The organism is Hydrocarboniclastica marina (genome assembly GCF_004851605.1).
In the GTDB taxonomy this organism is placed as follows: Bacteria; Pseudomonadota; Gammaproteobacteria; order Pseudomonadales; family Oleiphilaceae; genus Hydrocarboniclastica; species Hydrocarboniclastica marina.
Genome location: NZ_CP031093.1, coordinates 1,575,416 through 1,593,592 on the forward strand (window position 1 = coordinate 1,575,416; position 18,177 = coordinate 1,593,592).

An 18,177-nucleotide genomic window follows, 5' to 3' on the forward strand; every position below is an offset into this window, starting at 1 on the left:
GCATTAAACCGATGGCCACAAGCTGGCGCGGTTTGTGCAGTGTCCTATAGTGAAGGGCACTGCTGATAAAATTTTGACAGGCGGTCGGTCGCGCTTTCGGTCCTGATAATGACCACGAGCGCCGGCAGCTTTAAACAGTACAGCGTTTCCCTTTGAGAGGTTTGGATATGGCATCGCAAGTAGCACAGAAGAGTCAGACGGCGGAAGACGTGGTACAGCAATACGTGACATTCAGGTTGGATGACGAGACTTATGGTCTCCACGTCATGCGTATTCAGGAAGTACTGCGATATACCGAGATCGCACCGGTACCCGGCGCGCCCGACTACGTCCTGGGCATCATCAATCTGCGCGGCAACGTGGTGACAGTCATCGATACCCGGCGCCGGTTTGGTCTGAACGACGCCGACGTGACCGATGCCACCCGTATTGTTGTGCTGGAGGCGGAATCCCAGGTGATCGGTATTCTGGTGGACTCCGTGGCAGAGGTTGTCTATCTGCGCCAGAGTGAGATTGAGACTGCGCCGAACGTAGGCAATGAAGAGAGCGCCCGCTTTATCCAGGGCGTGTGTAACAAAGAAGGTGAACTGATCATTCTGGTCGAGTTCGAGAAAATGTTGACGGACGAGGAGTGGGCTGACGTCGCGTCCCTGTAAGGGCGCAGCTCGCCGCACCCGGCTCAAACTGGAGAAGCATCCCATGCTGGAAATACAATCGCTGCCCATACAGGCCATGGCCCCCTGGATACTGACCCTGGGAGCGACCGTACTGCTGGTATTACAGATGACCGCGGGTCGTCGCCGTATGGCAGCGCTGGAATCTGAATTGAAAGGACGGTATGAGGAGCTTGGGCGGGAACTGCACGCGGTGAGTAGTGGCAGCATGGGTGTCGGCCGACGCCTGATGGAGTGCGAAAAATATCTGCATCAGCTCCAGGGCACAGTCGATGAGTTGCGCCAGAATGATCCTGCGCGTGTTTCGTACGATGAGGCTTCCCGGCTGGTGGGTCTGGGCGCTGACATACAGGACCTCATGGATACCTGCGGAATCTCGCGGCCTGAGGCGGAACTGGTATCCGCCATGCATCGGCGGCAGGCAGAAACTGTTAACTAACGTCCCGTTCGGGACGTCAGGCTTGACGTACGGAAAGCCTGCCTTTTCCAGCATGATCCGAAGGGCCCTTTAGGGCCCTTTTGAATTTCAGAGCGACTCGTTTATTCGTCTCTATCTCTTAAGCCAGGCTTCCCATATTTTCTAGCGGAAGTCATCGGGAGATTTTCCCTGCAGGTGAAACGCGAAAGCCAGAATTTCGGCAATGACGCGGTAAAGCATGTCAGGTATTTCCTCGCCCAGATCGAGTCTCGCCAGTATCTCCACCAGCTCCGGGTGCTCGTACAGGGGTACGCCGTGCTCCCGGGCAATAGCTATAATTTCTTCCGCCAACGCGCCCTGGCCGGTAGCTGAGACGGCAGGGGCACCGCTGCCGTCATACTTCAACGCTACAGCAGCATTGCGCCGTGTTTTTTCCTGATCTGTCTTTTTCATGCCCGCTCATCCACCAATCGCTGGTCCAGACGGGTTCGGGTCTGGGGCGGTCGGCCGTGAATGCACTCCAGGTTTTTTATCTCCAGTCCGAGCGCAGAAAGCCGGCTGCGCAGGTGTGCCGATTCGCGTTCGGCAATGCGCCAGGTCGCTTCATGCTCAGCCCATACGCGTGTGCTGAGGCTGGTCCGGGTCAGGGCAATCTCAAAATAAACCGGCCCCAGGCTGTCCAGGTCCAGTGCCAGGTTCAATCGCCACTGAGCGTGCTGTGATTCAGCCTGGGAGTTGTCGTCGTTGTTTTTCTGTTCGTGTTTCTCGATGCGTGCCTGGATGACTTTAGGCTCCTGCTGAAGATTCAACCAGGGTAATTCCAGCAGCCAGGTCTGGGGCGCGGGGGAGCCGTCCGGGGTGGCCGCGCTTGATAGCGCCTGGCTGTGCAACTGGTTGACTGTCAGTCTGTTGATCATGCCGGCCACAATACGCAGGAGCACGCCTGCGTTGACCGGCTCAGCCCGACCGGAGGCCTGGCTTGTAGCAGGTACCAGCGGGAATTGAAGTGCCTGCTGTACAAGATCCGGCGACACCGCTGGCTGGAGGCGCCGAAGGTCTCCGGCGGCGGTTGTTGTATCCGTTTTCAGCAGTTGCACTGCAAGCCGTAGCAGTTGGCTTTTAAGATCATTCAAGCCGTCGTCGTTTGCTCCGGCCTGGGCAATGCGAGCTTCGGTGAACGAGCCGCTGGCCTGGACCCATTCCCGTATCCGGCCGGTGATGCCGGATGCGCCGCTGTCAGAGCTGGCCGCACCGGATGTGCTGCGTGGCGTCCCTGAGGTTTGCGTCGTCGTGAGCGCACTGCGGGCCAACTCTGCCTGGGCGGGCATCAACTGGAGTACACGGCTAAGCGCCGCCCGGATCAGAACTGCCTCATTCTGGCCTGTCGGGGGCTGGCCCGATAGGGTGCCGGGCGCGGCTGAGGATGAAGGTGTAGCTGAGGATGAAGGTGTGGCTGCTGCGGATCCACCAGAGCCGGGCAGCGCTTTAGCCAGGGCTGCGATCAGCTTAAGGCCAGCCTGGAGGTCGAATTGCGCCGGAAGTTTTTGTGCCAGCGCCTGGGAAAGTGCGCTGGTTGAGCCTCGCCCCAGGTTTTCCAGCAAGCGCAGAATGTCGCCGTCGCGCTGAATACGTAGGAGCGAACCAGGCTTCAGGTCCGCTTCGGTTTCAACCACTATCGGCTGCCCGCCGATTTCCAGAGTGACCCTTGCCGCCGTAGTGCGGGTTGCCGGCTGCTGCTCAACAACGCGGGCGAGGGTGGCCTGCCCATCCCGTAACGCCAGGGCGTCCAGTACGGCGCGCTCAGGCGCGACAGCGGTTGCTGGTGCTGCACCGGGCCCGGAAGAGCTCGCCGGCGGCGCCTGGCTGGGTATTTTCATCTTGTCTCCCGTAGCGGCATGGCTCTGCGCCGACACTGCAATTATCCGTTACGAGTGTAACTTTTCCCTTGTAACACGCACAGCCGGTTTTACGCGGCTGTAGGAATCGCGTCGGGCGAGACGGAAAAACCGATCCTTGACCTATATCGTTGTTCGAGCCAATTCCTTGCCACGACAATGGCACTGGTAATCCGCTATAATGCGCCGCGTTTCCCACCCAATGACCTAACCGGGAGCCCGATGACCGAGCCCTTGCTAGAGGCCAGGCAGATCACCTCCGAGCGCGACGACCGCGTCCTGTTTGAGTCGCTGGATCTCAGCGTCGGACCGGGCGATCTGGTGAGATTGGAAGGGCCGAACGGGGCGGGTAAGACGACCCTGCTTCGCATCCTCGCGGGTCTTTTTCCCCCTACCTGCGGGGAGGTGCGGTGGCGCGGTCGCCCGATATCAGGTAACTCTGACGGTTTTTTTGGAGACATGCTCTACCTGGGTCACAGGGCGGGTATCAAAAGTCTGCTCACGCCCCAGGAGAATCTCCGTGCTCTGGAGGGCGCCCGGCGCGGGTACAGCGAGGCCTGTGTCGAGGGCGCCCTGGTTCAGGTTGGCCTGGCCGGCTTCGAGGACGTGCCCTGCAAACAACTTTCCGCCGGGCAGCAGCGGCGTGTGGCCCTAGCCAGGCTCCTGCTTTCAGACGAGCCCCTGTGGCTGTTGGACGAAATCTTTACAGCAATAGACAAAAATGGCGTTGCCGCTCTTGAAGCGATGCTCGTAGAACGGGCCCGGGCGGGCGGTATGGTTGTCATGACTACCCATCATGACTTCGAAGCGCCTGGCATGCGGCGAGTCGTACTAGGGCAGGCGGCGCCAGCTCCAGAGCCCGCGGGAGCGTTCTACTGATGGAGAAAACAACGCCATTCCGCATGACGCCAGTACGCACGGATCAGGTGCTGGGACCGGGGCTAGCCGCCGCCTGTGCGGCGATGCTTCGGCGCGATCTGTTGCTCGCTTTCCGGCAGCGTCAGGACCTTGCCAACCCGCTGGCGTTTTTCGTCATCGTTATCTCTCTGTTTCCGCTTGGTGTCAGCCCGGAGGCTTCGTTCCTGCGGGAGGCGGGCGTTGGCATACTCTGGGTGGCCGCGCTTCTGGCGACCCTACTGGGCCTGGACCAGCTGTTTCGTAACGATTTTGAAGACGGCAGCCTGGAGCAATGGCTGCTGTTACCCCAGCCCACCTATCTGCTCGTACTGGTGCGGGTTCTGGCGTACTGGCTGGTCACCGGGGTGCCGCTTATCCTGCTTTCGCCAGTACTGGGGGTGATGCTCCAGATGCCAGGGAACCTCATTGGCATTCTCTGTCTAACCCTTTTGCTGGGCACCCCGGTTCTGAGCCTTATCGGCGCCATCGGTGCCGCGTTAACGGTCGGGTTGCGCGGCGGCGGTGTGCTCTTGTCATTGCTGGTGCTGCCGCTGTACATTCCGGTCCTTATTTTCGCAACCGGAACCGTCGTTGCCGCCGGTAACGGGCTGCCCGTCGGGGCGCACCTTTCGATTCTCGGCGCCATCCTCGCTTTGGCTTTCGTGCTGGCACCGATCGCTGCCGCAACCGCCCTGAGAATAAGCGTAGCCAATACCTGATAACCGCGTAACCGGGTTACCGACTTGCTGGAGAACTAAGCCCAATGTGGCAGTGGATACATAAATGGGGTTCGCCCAAGTGGTTTTATGGTACCGCCGGTCGCATGACCCCCTGGCTGGCATCGGCCAGTATTCTGTTGCTCGCAGTTGGGGCGGTCTGGGGCCTGGCGTTTGCACCGGTTGATTATTACCAGGGCAATAGCTATCGCATCATTTTCATCCATGTGCCGGCGGCTTTCCTGGCCCAGTCGGCGTATGTGCTGATGGCTGTTGCAGCACTGGTAAGCCTGGTGTGGCGGATTAAGCTGGCCAACGTATTTATTAAGTCAGCGGCACCGGTCGGAGCCTGGATCACTTTTCTGGCGCTGCTCACCGGAGCGGTCTGGGGAAAGCCTACCTGGGGTACCTGGTGGGTATGGGATGCCCGCTTGACGTCGATGCTGATTCTGCTGTTTCTCTATTTCGGTGTCATGGCCCTGCATGGGGCGTTCGAGAATCGGGAGGCGGGGGCGCGGGCTGTCGCTGTGCTTACGCTGGTTGGGGTGGTGAACATCCCCATCATCAAGTATTCCGTGGATTGGTGGAACACTCTCCATCAACCGGCGTCTTTTACGTTGACCGATAGGCCGGCCATGCCGGTGGAGATGTACCTGCCGCTTCTGGTTATGGTGCTGGGCTTCTACACGTTTTTTGGCTGGGCTGTGTGCCGACGTATGCAGAATGAGATCCTTGACCGCGAAAGGCGCACACGTTGGGTCAGGGATCTGGTCGGCGACCGCTAGCGGCGGCGTATACCGTGCGATACTCCAAAGGTTTATGCCCTGACTTTGAGGGCGAGCCTGTCCTGATTTCAACGAGAGGCTGTTATGCAGTTTGAGTCGTTTGCCGAGTTCCTGGCTATGGGCCGACATGGCTTATTTGTCTGGTCCAGCTACGCCGCGTGCGTCGTCGTTCTGGCCATCAATGTCCTGGTGCCGGTCATGCAGAGGAAAACACTACTGGCGCAACTGCGGCGGGCAGGCCGCCGTTCTGCCAATCAAACCGCGATGGCAGTTCATGATCAGGCTGGAGACTGAACCTTATGAATCCGACCCGAAAGCGTCGCCTGATACTCGTACTTTTCTTGCTGGCCGGGGTGAGTGTAGCCATCGGCCTGATCATGACCGCGCTGCGGGACAACATTAACCTGTTTTACGATCCGACCCAGATAGCTGAAGGGGAGGCGCCGCAGAATGTGCGTATCCGTGCCGGCGGTATGGTGGAAGAGGGCAGCGTCAGCCGGGCGGACGACAGCCTCGATGTCAGCTTCAGGATTACTGATCGGCAGTCAAGCGTCGAGGTCCGCTACGAAGGGATCCTTCCGGACCTGTTTCGCGAGGGTCAGGGCGTGGTTGCGATGGGGAGAATGGCCCCGGAAGGCTATCTGCGAGCTGATGAAGTGCTGGCCAAACACGATGAAAACTATATGCCCCCGGAGGTCGCCGAAGCGATGGAAAACGCCAAGATGCGCATGCGTGACACCGTTGAGGGTAACCCCGAGGACACCACGCGCGGCGCCGACAGTGCCCTCTAGTGGTCGCGCTGCTTTCCCCACCCCGACTGTAGGAGTACTGCCTGATGTTCCCTGAGCTTGGACATTTCGCCCTGATACTTGCTCTCGGGCTGACGTTGTTCCTTTGCGCTGTGCCGCTGCTGGGGGCTCTGCGTAACAATCTTGGGCTGATGGCGTTTGCCCGGCCTCTGGCGGCGGGACAGTTCGTCTTTGTCGGGCTCGCGTTTGTCTGCCTGACCTATTCCTTTTTGGCTGATGACTTCTCCGTGGCCTACGTGGCCAATAACAGCAATAGTCTGCTGCCTTGGTATTATAAGGCCAGTGCTGTCTGGGGCGGGCACGAGGGTTCGCTGCTGCTGTGGATCCTGATGTTGTCGGGCTGGACTCTCGCGGTAGCCATATTCAGTCGCCATCTGCCCGAAGATATGGTTGCCAGAGTCCTGTCCGTGCTGGGTATGGTTGGCCTGGGTTTCCTGCTCTTCATCCTGATGACATCAAACCCGTTTGACCGATTGTTGCCCAATGTTCCGGCCGACGGGGCTGACCTCAATCCGCTCCTGCAGGATTTCGGGCTGATCATACATCCGCCCATGCTTTACATGGGCTACGTTGGGCTTTCAGTGGCGTTCGCCTTCGCCATTGCCGCACTTTCGACCGGACGGCTGGACTCAGCATGGGCGCGCTGGTCCCGGCCCTGGACAACGGTGGCATGGGCATTCCTGTCCCTGGGCATCGCGCTCGGCAGCTGGTGGGCCTATTACGAGCTCGGTTGGGGCGGCTGGTGGTTCTGGGATCCTGTTGAGAACGCCTCGTTCCTGCCTTGGCTCGCTGCCACGGCGCTGATGCATTCCCTGGCTGTAACCGAGAAGCGCGGGGCTTTCAAAAGCTGGACCGTGCTGCTGGCGATCCTTGCGTTCTCCATGAGCCTGCTGGGCACTTTCCTGGTTCGCTCGGGCGTACTGACGTCGGTGCACTCATTCGCCGCCGATCCGACCCGCGGCATGTTTATCCTTGTTCTGCTGGGCATCACTATTGTCGGCTCACTGTTTCTCTACGCCTTGCGGGCGCCCGTGATCCACAGCCGTGCTGCCTTTACGGGACTGTCACGCGAAACCTTCCTCCTCATCAACAACGTGGTGTTGGTTCTGGGGCTGATCGTTGTGCTGCTGGGCACCCTGTTCCCTCTGATCAACGACGCACTTGGCGGTGGACAGCTTTCCGTCGGCGAGCCGTACTTCAATCTGGTATTCCCGCCGTTGGCCCTCTTTATTGGCGCGGCCCTGGGTATTGGCATCTTCACCCGCTGGAAAAAAACGCCGCCTTCCTGGTTGGCACCGCGCTTGTTCGTGCCTGCGGTACTCAGCGTCGTTATCGCTGCACTGGTGCCGCTGGCTTACCAGCAGGGATACGGTATTGGTTCTGTTCTCGGCACCCTTGTCTCAGCCTGGATAGTGACCACGACCCTTCGCGATCTGTGGGATAAGTCTGAAAGCAAGCATGGCCGTATCGTGGGATTGCGCAAGCTTTCCCGGAGCTATTGCGGCATGGTGGCGGGCCACCTGGGCCTGGCCTCAGCAATTATCGGCGTAACCCTGGTTTCGAACTATGGGATCGAGACCACCGTCCGTATGCAGGTGGGGGACAGCGTCGAGGTCGCCGGCTATGAATGGCACTTCAGTACGCTCAAACAGGTTGAGGGGCCTAATTTCATCAGCAACCAAGCTCAATTTGAGGTCTTTGACGGCCTCGATCACGTTGCAACGGTGTTTCCCGAGAAGCGGCACTACCAGGTGCGGCAGGACATGATGACCGAGGCGGGCATTGACGCCGGTGTGCTACGCGATTTGTTTGTGGCCCTCGGCGAGCCGTTGGCTGAAGGGCAGGCCTGGGCAGTCCGTATACAGTACAAACCCATGATCCGCTGGATCTGGCTCGGGGCCATTCTGATGGCCATCGGCGGCGCGCTGGCAGTGAGCGATAAGCGCTATCGAGCACGCAAGCTTGCCAGATCCACGTCGTCCACGCCCGCGGCGGGCAGCCATGCCGGTACGCGTCAAGCAGGGGAGCGACTGGCATGAAGCGTATCTGGCTGTTCCTGCCGCTGGTTCTGGCAGTCGCGCTCGGCGCTATTTTATACCTGGGGCTAGGCAAGGACCCGAGTAAACTGGAGTCCGCCCGGACCGGCGAGCCTGTGCCTGACTTTGAACTGTCGCTGCTGCATCAGCCGGAGACTCATGTAGGCCCTGAAATCTTTCAGGGGCAGGTTTCGTTACTTAATGTCTGGGCGACATGGTGTCCGGCCTGCCATGAGGAGCATCCCTACTTGATGACGCTGGCAGAGCAGGGCATTCCTATTGTGGGTCTCAACTACAAAGATCAGCGCGAACCGGCTCTGGAGTGGTTGGAAGAGCTAGGGGACCCATACTCGCTGGTGCTGTTTGACCCTCAGGGAATTCTGGGGTTCGACCTGGGCGTCTATGGCGCACCAGAAACCTATGTTGTGGATAGTGAAGGCAAGGTGCGCCACCGTTTCGTCGGCATTGTTACCGAAGAAGTCTGGGAAAAGGAGTTGGGCCCGGTCTTCAATTTCTACAGCAACAGCAACAGCAACAGCAACAGCAACAGCAACAGCAACAGCAACAGCAACAGCAACAGCAACAGCAACAGCAACAGCACAGCAACAGCAACAGCAACAAGGAAGGATGAGCGCGATGCGGCTGACTCTTAGTCTGGTCTTTTTCCTGCTGCTGCCCTCCGCCGGATGGGGTGTTATTGAAGTCTATGACTTCGAAAATGCCGGGCAGGAGGCGCGATTCGAGCAGCTCACCGCTGAGCTGAGATGTCCTAAGTGCCAGAACCAGAACATTGCCGCATCTAACGCGCCTATAGCCGAGGATATGCGTGAACAAGTCTACCAGCGAATCCGCGCAGGTCAGTCCGATGATGAGATCGTCGGCGCCATGGTTGAACGCTTCGGCGAATTCGTTCGTTACCGTCCGCCGTTGAGAATGGAGACGGCTCTTCTCTGGTTTGGGCCGGCGTTTTTGGCAGTCGTTGGGCTCGTGCTGGTTTTCGTGGTCGTGCGTCGTAGCCAAAGGCGGACCAGCGCTTCCCTGTCGACTGATGAGCGTGCGCGTGTTGACTCGCTGCTCGATGAAAACTCCACGGGAGAACGCGCAGCAGTGCAGGCGCATCATGATGGGCGTTAACGTGTTGAGCCAACGCCTGCGACGATCACTTTCTGCAATCTATAGAGTAAAGGCATGACTAATACATTCTGGGTAGCGGTAGCCGCCATGACGGCCCTGGCCATTGCATTTCTCGCTTACCCATTGTTTTTCCGTAGCCGTGCCCAGCAAGATCGCGTCGACCGTCACGGACAGAATCTGAACAATTACCGCCAACGGCTGGCAGAGCTGGAAGCGGAGCGGGAGGCCGGCCACCTTGATGACGCCTCGTTTAAGACGCTCAAGGAGGAGCTGGACGGCTCGTTACTGGAAGATGTCGGCGATTCCCCTCGAACTGACAGCAGTGCCGCTGATAGCCGCGCCCGAGGGTTTGATCGGCGCGGAATGTTTATCGTAGCCCTGGCCGGAGTGGTCGTCTTACCCATTTTTGCGTTCACCCTCTATGAGCGCTGGGGCGCCAGCGACTCCTTGGCTCAGCTGGACGTTATGCGGGAACTGCAGCAGAACAGCCTGTCATCACCTGATCAAGTCGAAAGCCTGTTGACCCGCCTGAGAAATCACCTCGAGGACAACCCCGACAATGCTGACGGCTGGGCAATGCTGGGGCGCACCAGTATGGAGCTGGAGCGCTACGAAGCGGCGGCCGCCGCATACCAGCAATTGGCGCTGCAGCTGCAGGACGATGCTGTATCCGCGACGGCTTGGGGCCTGGTTGCACAGGCACGTTATCTCGCCAGCGGCCGCACAGTTGACGCGTCGGTAGAAGCGGCAATCTCGGCGGCACTGGACGCTGATCCGGACGAGGTGAATGCTCTGGGTCTGCTCGGGATAGCGGCGTTCGAGCGGGAAGATTACCGCCGGGCCGCAGAGCTGTGGGCGCAGATATTGAGGGTCGCGCCCGACTATCCACAGTATGGATCTATCGCAAATGGTATCGTAAAGGCGTACCAGAGGCTCGAAGAAAGACCTTCAGATGAGGTTATCGGGCTGCTGCGCCGGGCTGTGGAGAAAGGACAACAGGCGCAAGGATCAGTCTCTGGAAAAGGTGCGATCGGGCAGCGTGGGACACCTGAAGACAGCGTCGGGAAACCCTCGATCACAGTTCGGGTAGAACTCTCAAGTGATCTGCCAGAGCCCGATCCCGACGCTACAGTGTTCGTTTTTGCACGGGCTGTAGAGGGGCCGCCCATGCCTTTGGCCGCCGTACGTCTCAAAGCCGGAGACTTGCCAGCCGTGATAACCCTTGACGACTCCGCGGCAATGACACCGCAGGCACGGCTATCCGGTGCTGATCAGGTAATTCTCGGTGCGCGAGTGTCCCGCTCTGGCTCAGCTACGCCAGGGCAGGGGGACCTTGAGGGGACGAGCAAACCGTTAGAAGTGCGGGACGAGATGGGGCCAGTGTCTGTCACCATCAACCGTGTCAGGCCTTGATTACCAGGTTTGTCACCGGCTGCGAACGCTGGCTGCACGCCGGTTGCTCCGGCGGCCTTCGCTTCAGACTTCAGGTACAGGCCCCGGACACGGGCGAAAAGTTCAGGCCCGCTTGCTAAACGGCGGCAACGCGCTGTCTTTGCTGCGCGTTGTTCCTCTGTTCTGTTTGAGCCGCTCTAGCGTCGCCGCCAGTTCCTTGCCCCGTTTCCATTCCGTTTCACCACCGCTATACAAAAACTGTTCAAGCGCGTCAAGCGACTGATTCAGCGAACTGTCATTGAAGAAATCGCGGGTTTCCTTAAGCGTGTGTATCTGTGGCTGATGAAAGGTTTCACGGACCCAGGCCGGTATCAGTCTGAGCGTGTCCACATGGCCGTGGATGGCATAACGTTTAAGCCGGTCCAGATCAACGGTCGGCCGGGTGTTATGTTTGGTCGAACCGGTGTCGACCTTGCCGGGTTTGCGCTTACGCAGCCAGAGCCAGAGGGTGATCATCCAGGCGAGCGCGAAAAACGCGGCGACCCAGGCCAACCAGGATTCGCTGCCGTTAGCGGCCTGCGGTGAGCCACCGGCCGTGCCCGAGCCAGCGGCGCTGGCGCGGGAATCGGAACGGTCGGCTTGCGCAATGGCAGAGGTGCCGCCGTCGGAGCCGGGTGCCGGTGCCACAGTAAGCGTTCGTGCGGGTATGACCGCAACCCGAGATCGGTCATTCACCGTATCCCACCAATGCAATCGAACTTCAGGTAGCGTCACGGAGCCGGGCTCCACAGCCATCAGAACAGCGCTCTGGGTCTGGGTAGATTCCACGGTGCCGCTCTTGATCTCGCTTTTTGCGGCCGGCGATTCCGGATAAACCCGGAACTGAGCAGGGTAGTCGACCGCCAGCCTTGGGAGAGCCGTCTCCAGGAGTCCGAGGGCTTTCAGTGTCAGCGTTCGGGTAACGCTGTCGCCCACCTGCAATGTTTCGGGATCGTTGCTCCAGCTCTCATCCAGTACAAGGCTTTCCGCCGGAACCCAGGTGTCACCGGGGAAGTCCGATGGTGGCGGGACGACTTCCACAGTCAGCGGCTTACTCTGGGCCCGCAAAAACTCCAGAGTACCAGTGGCTGGATCTCGCTGGCGACCGGTGAACTGCTGCGATGGCAGGGTCAGTTCGCCGGTGCGTTCGGGGTAAACAAGGTAACGACGCTCAACCACTTGGTAGCGGTTATTGCCGATCCGTGCTGTAGTCTGTTGCTGTTCACCCAGCGGTTCAACAACAGCATTGTCGAAGCTGGGCTCGCTAAGGTTGCCGCCAATAAGAGAGCCGCGGTAGTAAAGGCGTAAAGTATAGACGAGCTGTTCCTGGACGAAGACGCGTGACTTGTCGACCTCAGCTTCTACCCAGGCCTCACGGGCACCCGCGGCCGCCTGCGGCGAACTGCCGGGGTTTACTTCGACCTGTATTGGTTGCGATTGGGCATTTTTGAAACTCAAGCTCGGAATAGTCAGGGACCCGCTCCGGCGCGGCGCCAACTGGAAGGTCCAGGTGACCTCAGCGGAATGTTCGCCGTTTACCGAACGCAGCGAATAGGCTTGTCGCTGGTCCAGGATCTCAAAACTGTCAGTAAGGTTTCCCAGGTCAGGCTCGGGTAAGTCCAGATTGCGCAGGCTCATGATCGATCCAAGGTTCAACTCGATCTCCATCTCGCCCTGGACCGTCAACGTCAACGTCTCATCTTCATGAAGAGCGTTACGGTTGACAGATGCCTCAAGTTTTTCCGCCGCGGTAGCGGCGGCAGGCCACAACAGCACCATTGCGTAGAGCAGCACCCACATGGACGACAGAAGTTGGTGAGGGATCCTGTCTGAGGGTAACCGGATTGAGTGGGTACTGTTAGTTTGCTCGCCTACCATGGTTCTGACTCTTCCGAATTCGAATTTTTCTGCTGATACTGGTACAGGAATTTTCTCCGCAACAGTCCCGCCGGATCGTCGGGAACGCGTCGCATCCACTGTTCTCGACTGCGCTCATCCTGGGCCTCGGGATCGCTGAGCAGCCCCGGCGCTTCGGTAGTGTCACCTGCGCTCTGCTGTTCACCGGAGGCATCACCGGGTGATTCTTCGGCTTCACTCTCCTCAGGCTGGCTTCCTTCCTGGCCCGACCCTTCCGTTTCACCTTCATTCTGGCTCGGTTCACCAGACGACTCCCCGTCTCCCGGGTCGCCTGGTGACTGCTGGCTGCCGCTTTGCCCTTGCTCGTCGCCCTGGTCCTGGTTCTGCTCGCCTTCCTGGTTCTGCTCGCTGTTTTGCTGCTGTTTCTGTTGTTCCTGCTGTTGCTCCAGTAATTGCTCTACCAAAGCTTTGTTGGCCTGCGCATCGTCGTGGGCAGGCTCAGCTTCAAGCACTTTGTCGTAGGCTTCGATGGCGCCTTCCAGATCGCCGGCGCGGGCCAGGGCATTGCCGCGGTTGTAGTCAGCACGGATCCCTTCGACACGGGAGAACTGCTCAGCCGCCCGTTCGTAATCGCCGGCCCTGTACAGCGCAGTTCCGCGCCAGGCCGGGTCCTCGAAAACAGCTGCGGCCGCCTCGGGGTTTTCAGGTAAAAGCAAGGCGCCTTGCTGGTCCGGACGGGACCACAAGTCTTGCCATTCAAATGCGTGAGCCGTCTCGGACACGGGCAGAGTCACCGCCAGGGCAAAAACAGCCAGCCCTCCACGCCGCCACGCTATCAGCCCCAAAGGCAGTATTAACCACAGGAGCCAGTAGCCATCGTCGACGTCCAGGTTAAGTTGACGATCAACAGCCTCCTGTCCCGCGCCCCGAAGGAGGTCGTCGGTCAGGCCTAACTGCTCGAAATCATCATCGCTCAGCGTCAGTCGAGTGGCCTCTCCGCCTACGGAGTTGGCAAGTGCCTCCAGCGAATCCAGGTCTAGCTGCGGTGTCACCAGTTCTCCCTTGTCCCGAAGGAAGCCTCGCTCCGGAAGAGGTATTGGCGCGCCCTCGGGTGTTCCTACGGCGAGAATGAGCAAACCGTAGCCGGTATCTTGAATCAGTGACTGGATATCATCCTGGTGCCGTTCGTCGATACCGTCAGTTACGAGCATAATCGTGCCAGTGCCTCGGCCACCCTGTTGGAGCAGCTCCACAGCAGTCGCAACAGCGCGGTCCGGGCGACTGCCCATGGCCGGCATCATGAAGGGGTCAAGCGCAGGCAACAGGTTTTCGATCGCGTCTGCATCGTCGGTCAGGGGCGTAACGACATGAGCATCACCGGCATATGCGACCAGGCCGGTGAAGGCATCAGCCCGGGTGGGCAGCAGGTCTCGAATTTTTTGCTTGGCCCGGGTCAAGCGGTCTGGCGAAACGTCGGTCGCTAACATGGAAAGCGAGAGGTCCAGCGCCACCACAAGGCTGTCGGCCTGTTTGCCAAGCGGGTTTGGCGCCTGACGCCAGCTTGGCCCGGCGAGCGCAACGGCAGCGACCAATAACAGGATCGCCGGCCACCAACCTCTGCCCCGGCGTGTGGGAGCTGAAGAGGACGCCGGCATCAGGGGGGCCAGGAGGGGATGAGGAATCAGCCGCTCCCAGCCGCTGGCGCCTCCCTGGTTTTGCCGCCAGAGCCACAGGATCAGTGGAATGAGCAGGATCAGGAGGAGCCAGGCAGGGCGCAGGAAGTGCAGGTCAGTCATGCTTGCTCCCCTTTGCTCTGTTCGGCGGCCTCTGGCAAACGTGTCTTCGCTTTGCGGTCTCGACCCAGCAACCGCAAGACGCTAAAGCAGACCAGCATCAGGGTCGCAGCACCCAGAGGCCAGTAGAAAAGATCCTCGCGCGGCCGGTAGACGCCGCCTTCCTGCTCAATAGGCTCAAGTTCGCTGATACGTTGATAGACCAATTCAAGCTCGGGTGTGCTGCTGGCCCTGAAGAACGCTCCTCCTGTGGTTTCGGCAATTGCCCGGAGCAGTTCCTCGTCTACCTCGCTCTGACCGGTGAGATTGCGCAAGCCGAATGTTCCGCCTGCGGTTGATCCTATCGCTATCGTATATACGCGAACATCCTCGGCTTCGGCCAGGGCTGCAGCCCGTTCGGGCGTTATCTCCCCGGCGGTATTTGCGCCATCGGTGAGGAGAATGAGCGTGCGTTGCGTCGCGGGGCGCTCGCGCAGATGCTTGACACCGAGGGTGATCGCATCACCGATGGCCGTGGCCCTGCCTGCGAACCCGAGCTGCGCTTCGTCAAGCAGCCGCTCGACTGTGACATGGTCGAAGGTCAAGGGGACCTGCAAATAGGGTTGTGTACCGAACAGGATAAGCCCGACCCGGTCGCCGCTCCGCCGTTGGACGAAATCCCCTGCCACCTGTTTTAGCGCGGCCAGTCGGCTGGCTCGACGATTGTTAACGACCATGTCGCGTTCTTCCATACTCGGCGAAATGTCCAGCGCCAGCATCAGGTCGCGCCCGCTCACCGGGAGTTGCACCGGATCACCAAGATGTTGGGGGCGAGCTGCCGCCAGTACCAGTAGAATCCAGGCCAAAGCCAGCAGAGACGCCCGCCAGAGCGAGCGGTGACTGGGCTGTTGGCGTACGCCGGGTAAGGCTGCGATCCAGTTGTAGATAGGCAGCTGGGGGGCAGCCTCCTGCCTGCGGCGCTGGCGCCTGAGGCGGCTTATCAGCCAGGGCAGAATGATGAGCAGCAGCGCCCAGGGATAATCGAGGGTCAGCATGGCTGGCTCCTTAGCCATGCCCGGGCGAGATCATAAGCGGCCTGTGGCGGAATTTCAGCCTCTGGCTGGTAGGGTGCCTGGGTCAGCGCGACAAACTCAGCCGTGCTGTTTCGCGGGGCTTTCTGCGCCAGGAACAGCGTCCATTCCTCGCCGCTCATGTGGTCGGTTCCGGCGTTAGGGTAATTGACCCGGGCTGCTCGCTTAAGGACCCTGTTGAGCTCCGTATAGAATGCTGTGTCGCAGCTATTCTTGCCTTTAGGATCCGGCAATACCGCAAGGGCAACCCGGCGCCAGGCGCGTCGTCTTCTGCGCCGTACCAGCCAGCGAATAATAAGTACCAGGGCCGCCAATACCAGGGCCGCCAGCAGCCACCAGCCGATCGCCGGTGGCCAGTGTTCGATCGGTGGTGGCAGGTGGATATCCCTTAGGTTAGCCAGAGGATCAGTTTCGTTCATTGGGTTATTTCAGCCGGTCAGGGCGGTCATGTTGAGCCGGAGCTGTTGCGTCGGCGATTCGCCTGTGGACAGCGTCACAAGTCTGCAGCCCGCTTTGAGTGTGCTATCCGTCAGGAATTGTTCGTGTCCCTGGACGCGCGCCGCCCAGGCCTCCCGAAACCGGCTGTCGCCTGCATTGAACCAGATCACGTCCTCGCCCTGGCGCACCGCGAACTCTCCGGACGCCGGGAGTTCGCGTTCCAGCGGATCCTGAATTCGTACTGCTTCAACATCGTTATGCAGCGCCAGTTGCCCCAATAGCGTCACGCCCGTCTGGTCGAGATTGAGAAAATCACTGATGACGATCACCTGGGCTCCGGTTCTTGCGGCTCGGCGGGCTTCAGTCAGTGCATCATTAAGTCGACTTCGACCACCGTCATTATTCTCTGCTTGGTGTTGCAGGGCATGGTGGAAGTCGGTTAGCCCCTGCAGCAAGCCGAGCACAGCGCTGCGGCGGCGTGCCGGCCGAAGTACTTTGACTGTACCGGGTGAGACCAGCACCCCCCCGACCCGGTTCCCTGCAAATAATGCTTGCCAGGCCAGCAACGCAGCGGTTTCGACGGCGCGGACCGATTTGTAGGCACCTGTACTGGCGAAATAAAGGCTCGGGGAGAAATCGCAAAGGATCAGAACGGGGCGTTCCCGCTCCTCCTGGTAAAGCTTCGTGTGGGGCTCCTGGCGTCGCGCAGTCACGCGCCAGTCTATGCTGCGGATGTCATCGCCCGGCTGGTACTGCCGCACCTCGGCGAACTCCATGCCCCGCCCGCGGATGCGCGAGTGTTGCTGGCCCTGTTGCCGCCGGCGCGCCATTTGCTGCCGCGGTACACGCAGTTGTCTGGCGTCGGCCTGCAGCTGCACCAGATGCTGCAGCGTGACCGTTGTCAGAAAATCAGACGAGGGGTCAAACATGGCTGCACTCAAGCGGTCACCGGCACGCCGTCTATGAGCTGGTCTATGATCTGGTCGGTTGTAACCCCTTCGGCTTCGGCTTCGAAGGTCAGAAGTACCCGGTGCCGGAGCACGTCATGGGCAATGGCCCGGACGTCGTCAGGGCTCACGAAATCCCGGCCGTTGAGCCAGGCATGAGCCCGTGCACAGCGGTCAAGGGATATCGTCCCGCGCGGGCTGGCACCGAACGCACACCAGGTGGCCAGCTGGCTGTTTATGGCACCGGGTGCACGCGTCGCCTGGACCAGGTCGAGAATGTAATCCTCAACCGCATCCGCCATGTAGATTCGGGCGACTTGCTGCCGGGCGGCAAAGACCGATGCCTGGGTTATGGGCTCACCTGCTGGCGGGTCACCTTCCTGATATTCCAGCCGGGCAAGCCGCAGTATCTCTCGTTCAGCTTCAGCGTCTGGATAGCCTATGCGGACATGCATCAGAAAGCGGTCGAGTTGTGCTTCGGGAAGGGGATAAGTGCCTTCCTGTTCAATGGGGTTTTGGGTGGCCATTACGAGGAACAGCGGATCCAGCGGATAGGTCTTGAGCCCCACGCTGACCTGGCGTTCGGCCATGGCTTCCAGGAGCGCAGACTGGACTTTCGCCGGCGCACGATTGATTTCGTCGGCCAGTACCAGGTTATGAAACAGCGGCCCGGGCTGAAATTCGAAACGGCCCTCTTCAGGCCGGTAGATGTCGCTGCCGGTTACGTCAGCGGGGAGCAGGTCAGGCGTGAACTGAACCCGGTGAAAATCTGCTTCGATATGCCGGGCCAGCGCTTTAATCGCTTTGGTTTTGGCCAGTCCCGGCGCGCCTTCAACCAGCAAATGCCCGTCCGCAAGAAGCGCTATCAGCAGTCTGTCGACCAGGCGTTGCTGGCCGATGATGGTGCGGCCAAGTCGTGTGCGTAGGTCTGCGAAGGTGGTTTGTAACTCCATGGCTCTGCGATGCTCTCGTTGAATATGGACAAACGGCGAATATCTACGATTTTGTTAATCCGTACAATCGGATGCGCGCAAATTGAATACTGGCAGGCGGATGGTCTAGGCTGAGGAGATGCTTGAGTTGCCCCAGCGAGCCCACAGTGTTTTGGACCTGCTGAAAAAAAGCAACCCTGGGTAGTGCGGGCACGCCGTTTCTTTATGAGAAACATGACACGTACCGCAGGGCACAGGGGACTTCGTGATTCGGACGGAGTGTCTGTTCCACTATCGCAGATGTTGACGGTGGGCAAACAGACGGTCGATCTTTGGATGGCAGGT

19 protein-coding genes are annotated in these 18,177 nt (G+C 59.8%); 11 read left to right on the forward strand and 8 right to left on the reverse strand.

The window, feature by feature from the left end:
- Positions 1-167: 167 nt before the first annotated feature.
- Together soil367_RS07020 and soil367_RS07025 are read left to right on the forward strand one after the other, a co-directional pair.
- Complete coding sequence (locus soil367_RS07020; RefSeq protein ID WP_136548240.1) at positions 168-656, forward strand: chemotaxis protein CheW; 489 nt, start codon at positions 168-170, stop codon at positions 654-656.
- A gap of 43 nt (positions 657-699) precedes the next feature.
- Positions 700-1,113, forward strand: coding sequence for a DUF2802 domain-containing protein (locus tag soil367_RS07025; RefSeq protein ID WP_136548242.1), 414 nt, complete (start codon positions 700-702; stop codon positions 1,111-1,113).
- A gap of 141 nt (positions 1,114-1,254) precedes the next feature.
- Here the strand turns inward: soil367_RS07025 and soil367_RS07030 are convergent, their stop codons facing one another.
- Both soil367_RS07030 and fliK read right to left on the reverse strand, forming a co-directional pair.
- Positions 1,255-1,545 (reverse strand): EscU/YscU/HrcU family type III secretion system export apparatus switch protein, encoded by a 291-nt coding sequence (locus tag soil367_RS07030; RefSeq protein WP_136548244.1) that lies wholly within the window; start codon positions 1,543-1,545, stop codon positions 1,255-1,257.
- Positions 1,542-2,969, reverse strand: coding sequence for a flagellar hook-length control protein FliK (fliK, locus tag soil367_RS07035; RefSeq protein WP_136548246.1), 1,428 nt, complete (start codon positions 2,967-2,969; stop codon positions 1,542-1,544). Before fliK ends, soil367_RS07030 begins: the two co-directional genes overlap by 4 nt.
- A 240-nt stretch (positions 2,970-3,209) precedes the next feature.
- Here fliK and ccmA point away from each other — a divergent pair, with 240 nt between their 5' ends.
- The 9 genes from ccmA (at position 3,210) to ccmI (ending at position 10,777) form a co-directional block, all read left to right on the forward strand.
- Entirely contained in the window at positions 3,210-3,866 is a 657-nt protein-coding gene (gene ccmA, locus soil367_RS07040) for a cytochrome c biogenesis heme-transporting ATPase CcmA (protein WP_136548248.1), read from the forward strand.
- Entirely contained in the window at positions 3,866-4,603 is a 738-nt protein-coding gene (gene ccmB / locus soil367_RS07045; RefSeq protein WP_425459968.1) for a heme exporter protein CcmB, read from the forward strand. Before ccmA ends, ccmB begins: the two co-directional genes overlap by 1 nt.
- A gap of 44 nt (positions 4,604-4,647) precedes the next feature.
- Positions 4,648-5,385 carry a heme ABC transporter permease gene (locus tag soil367_RS07050; protein WP_136548250.1) on the forward strand — a complete coding sequence of 246 codons (738 nt, stop codon included), beginning with the start codon at positions 4,648-4,650 and terminating at the stop codon, positions 5,383-5,385.
- Between the two features lie 84 nt (positions 5,386-5,469).
- Entirely contained in the window at positions 5,470-5,679 is a 210-nt protein-coding gene (gene ccmD, locus soil367_RS07055; protein WP_136548252.1) for a heme exporter protein CcmD, read from the forward strand.
- 5 nt (positions 5,680-5,684) lie between these two features.
- Positions 5,685-6,176 (forward strand): cytochrome c maturation protein CcmE, encoded by a 492-nt coding sequence (ccmE, locus tag soil367_RS07060; RefSeq protein WP_136548254.1) that lies wholly within the window; start codon positions 5,685-5,687, stop codon positions 6,174-6,176.
- A 44-nt stretch (positions 6,177-6,220) separates the two neighbouring features.
- The gene (locus soil367_RS07065; protein WP_136548256.1) at positions 6,221-8,233 is read left to right on the forward strand and encodes a heme lyase CcmF/NrfE family subunit; all 2,013 of its coding nucleotides are present in this window, start codon (positions 6,221-6,223) and stop codon (positions 8,231-8,233) included.
- Positions 8,230-8,883 carry a DsbE family thiol:disulfide interchange protein gene (locus soil367_RS07070; protein WP_136548258.1) on the forward strand — a complete coding sequence of 218 codons (654 nt, stop codon included), beginning with the start codon at positions 8,230-8,232 and terminating at the stop codon, positions 8,881-8,883. Before soil367_RS07065 ends, soil367_RS07070 begins: the two co-directional genes overlap by 4 nt.
- On the forward strand, positions 8,867-9,364 hold the full coding sequence (locus soil367_RS07075) for a cytochrome c-type biogenesis protein (protein WP_172962293.1): 498 nt from the start codon (positions 8,867-8,869) through the stop codon (positions 9,362-9,364). Before soil367_RS07070 ends, soil367_RS07075 begins: the two co-directional genes overlap by 17 nt.
- 54 nt (positions 9,365-9,418) lie before the next feature.
- On the forward strand, positions 9,419-10,777 hold the full coding sequence (ccmI, locus tag soil367_RS07080) for a c-type cytochrome biogenesis protein CcmI (RefSeq protein ID WP_136548261.1): 1,359 nt from the start codon (positions 9,419-9,421) through the stop codon (positions 10,775-10,777).
- A 102-nt stretch (positions 10,778-10,879) separates the two neighbouring features.
- Here ccmI and soil367_RS07085 read toward each other — a convergent pair whose 3' ends face one another.
- Genes soil367_RS07085 through soil367_RS07110 form a run of 6 tightly spaced genes read right to left on the reverse strand, consistent with a single transcriptional unit; the run spans position 10,880 to position 17,853 of the window.
- Complete coding sequence (locus soil367_RS07085; protein WP_136548263.1) at positions 10,880-12,673, reverse strand: BatD family protein; 1,794 nt, start codon at positions 12,671-12,673, stop codon at positions 10,880-10,882.
- A complete protein-coding gene (locus soil367_RS07090; protein WP_136548265.1) occupies positions 12,667-14,448 on the reverse strand; it encodes a VWA domain-containing protein in 1,782 nt (593 codons plus the stop codon). The genes soil367_RS07085 and soil367_RS07090 overlap by 7 nt, the downstream gene beginning before the upstream one ends.
- Positions 14,445-15,479, reverse strand: coding sequence for a VWA domain-containing protein (locus tag soil367_RS07095; RefSeq protein WP_136548267.1), 1,035 nt, complete (start codon positions 15,477-15,479; stop codon positions 14,445-14,447). Before soil367_RS07095 ends, soil367_RS07090 begins: the two co-directional genes overlap by 4 nt.
- The gene (locus soil367_RS07100) at positions 15,473-15,934 is read right to left on the reverse strand and encodes a DUF4381 domain-containing protein (RefSeq protein WP_136548269.1); all 462 of its coding nucleotides are present in this window, start codon (positions 15,932-15,934) and stop codon (positions 15,473-15,475) included. Before soil367_RS07100 ends, soil367_RS07095 begins: the two co-directional genes overlap by 7 nt.
- A gap of 9 nt (positions 15,935-15,943) precedes the next feature.
- Complete coding sequence (locus tag soil367_RS07105) at positions 15,944-16,894, reverse strand: DUF58 domain-containing protein (RefSeq protein WP_246065575.1); 951 nt, start codon at positions 16,892-16,894, stop codon at positions 15,944-15,946.
- Positions 16,891-17,853, reverse strand: a complete 963-nt coding sequence (locus tag soil367_RS07110; RefSeq protein WP_136548271.1) for an AAA family ATPase — start codon at positions 17,851-17,853, stop codon at positions 16,891-16,893. The genes soil367_RS07105 and soil367_RS07110 overlap by 4 nt, the downstream gene beginning before the upstream one ends.
- Positions 17,854-18,177 lie beyond the last annotated feature (324 nt).

What these genes read in the sequence shown, in the direction of transcription:
- soil367_RS07020 (WP_136548240.1), top strand. Translation starts at nt 168, where the DNA reads ATGGCATCGCAAGTAGCACAGAAGAGTCAGACGGCGGAAGACGTGGTA.
- soil367_RS07025 (WP_136548242.1), top strand. Translation starts at nt 700, where the DNA reads ATGCTGGAAATACAATCGCTGCCCATACAGGCCATGGCCCCCTGGATA.
- soil367_RS07030 (WP_136548244.1), bottom strand. Translation starts at nt 1,545, where the DNA reads ATGAAAAAGACAGATCAGGAAAAAACACGGCGCAATGCTGCTGTAGCG.
- fliK (WP_136548246.1), bottom strand. Translation starts at nt 2,969, where the DNA reads ATGAAAATACCCAGCCAGGCGCCGCCGGCGAGCTCTTCCGGGCCCGGT.
- ccmA (WP_136548248.1), top strand. Translation starts at nt 3,210, where the DNA reads ATGACCGAGCCCTTGCTAGAGGCCAGGCAGATCACCTCCGAGCGCGAC.
- ccmB (WP_425459968.1), top strand. Translation starts at nt 3,866, where the DNA reads ATGGAGAAAACAACGCCATTCCGCATGACGCCAGTACGCACGGATCAG.
- soil367_RS07050 (WP_136548250.1), top strand. Translation starts at nt 4,648, where the DNA reads ATGTGGCAGTGGATACATAAATGGGGTTCGCCCAAGTGGTTTTATGGT.
- ccmD (WP_136548252.1), top strand. Translation starts at nt 5,470, where the DNA reads ATGCAGTTTGAGTCGTTTGCCGAGTTCCTGGCTATGGGCCGACATGGC.
- ccmE (WP_136548254.1), top strand. Translation starts at nt 5,685, where the DNA reads ATGAATCCGACCCGAAAGCGTCGCCTGATACTCGTACTTTTCTTGCTG.
- soil367_RS07065 (WP_136548256.1), top strand. Translation starts at nt 6,221, where the DNA reads ATGTTCCCTGAGCTTGGACATTTCGCCCTGATACTTGCTCTCGGGCTG.
- soil367_RS07070 (WP_136548258.1), top strand. Translation starts at nt 8,230, where the DNA reads ATGAAGCGTATCTGGCTGTTCCTGCCGCTGGTTCTGGCAGTCGCGCTC.
- soil367_RS07075 (WP_172962293.1), top strand. Translation starts at nt 8,867, where the DNA reads ATGCGGCTGACTCTTAGTCTGGTCTTTTTCCTGCTGCTGCCCTCCGCC.
- ccmI (WP_136548261.1), top strand. Translation starts at nt 9,419, where the DNA reads ATGACTAATACATTCTGGGTAGCGGTAGCCGCCATGACGGCCCTGGCC.
- soil367_RS07085 (WP_136548263.1), bottom strand. Translation starts at nt 12,673, where the DNA reads ATGGTAGGCGAGCAAACTAACAGTACCCACTCAATCCGGTTACCCTCA.
- soil367_RS07090 (WP_136548265.1), bottom strand. Translation starts at nt 14,448, where the DNA reads ATGACTGACCTGCACTTCCTGCGCCCTGCCTGGCTCCTCCTGATCCTG.
- soil367_RS07095 (WP_136548267.1), bottom strand. Translation starts at nt 15,479, where the DNA reads ATGCTGACCCTCGATTATCCCTGGGCGCTGCTGCTCATCATTCTGCCC.
- soil367_RS07100 (WP_136548269.1), bottom strand. Translation starts at nt 15,934, where the DNA reads ATGAACGAAACTGATCCTCTGGCTAACCTAAGGGATATCCACCTGCCA.
- soil367_RS07110 (WP_136548271.1), bottom strand. Translation starts at nt 17,853, where the DNA reads ATGGAGTTACAAACCACCTTCGCAGACCTACGCACACGACTTGGCCGC.